Origin of the sequence: Paenibacillus sp. GbtcB18 (genome assembly GCF_019091125.1) — a bacterium.
GTDB classification, from domain to species: domain Bacteria; phylum Bacillota; class Bacilli; order Paenibacillales; family NBRC-103111; genus Paenibacillus_F; species Paenibacillus_F chitinolyticus.
Genome location: NZ_JAGXJX010000161.1, coordinates 1 through 392, shown reverse-complemented (window position 1 = coordinate 392; position 392 = coordinate 1). Strand labels below are relative to the sequence as shown.

Annotated in this window: 1 pseudogene; it reads right to left on the bottom strand. The window is 25.3% G+C overall.

From position 1 onward, the window contains the following. Positions 1 to 104: 104 nt before the first annotated feature. Positions 105 to 392, bottom strand: a pseudogene (locus KVT34_RS29935) (drug:proton antiporter); the annotation flags it as partial.

The following is a 392-nucleotide window of genomic DNA, read 5'->3' as shown; positions in this document are numbered from 1 at the left end:
GTATTCCGCCTTTTTAACTGTTTTAATATTGTTCAAACTGCTAAATAAACATTCATGTTATATTTAGCAGTTTGAACAATATCTTTTAATTTATATAATAATATTTACAAAACATAAGATTTTACTTCTTTACTTATTTTCTTATCTATTAAGACTCTTACTATATTAAAAATCAATGCGAGACAAAATATAGTAGCTCCGATTAAAAATGCTAAATTATAACTACGAATAGTTCCTTTCTTATATTCCGCATTTAGTTGTTTGTAAATTTTGCCCTCCTCATCAGTTTTTAAGTCGATTTGCTGTTTTTTATTTATCGCTTGCACTACTTGTACCTTTTCTAAATTTGACAAATCACTATTTTTAATCATAGTCACTACTTCCTTATTTAT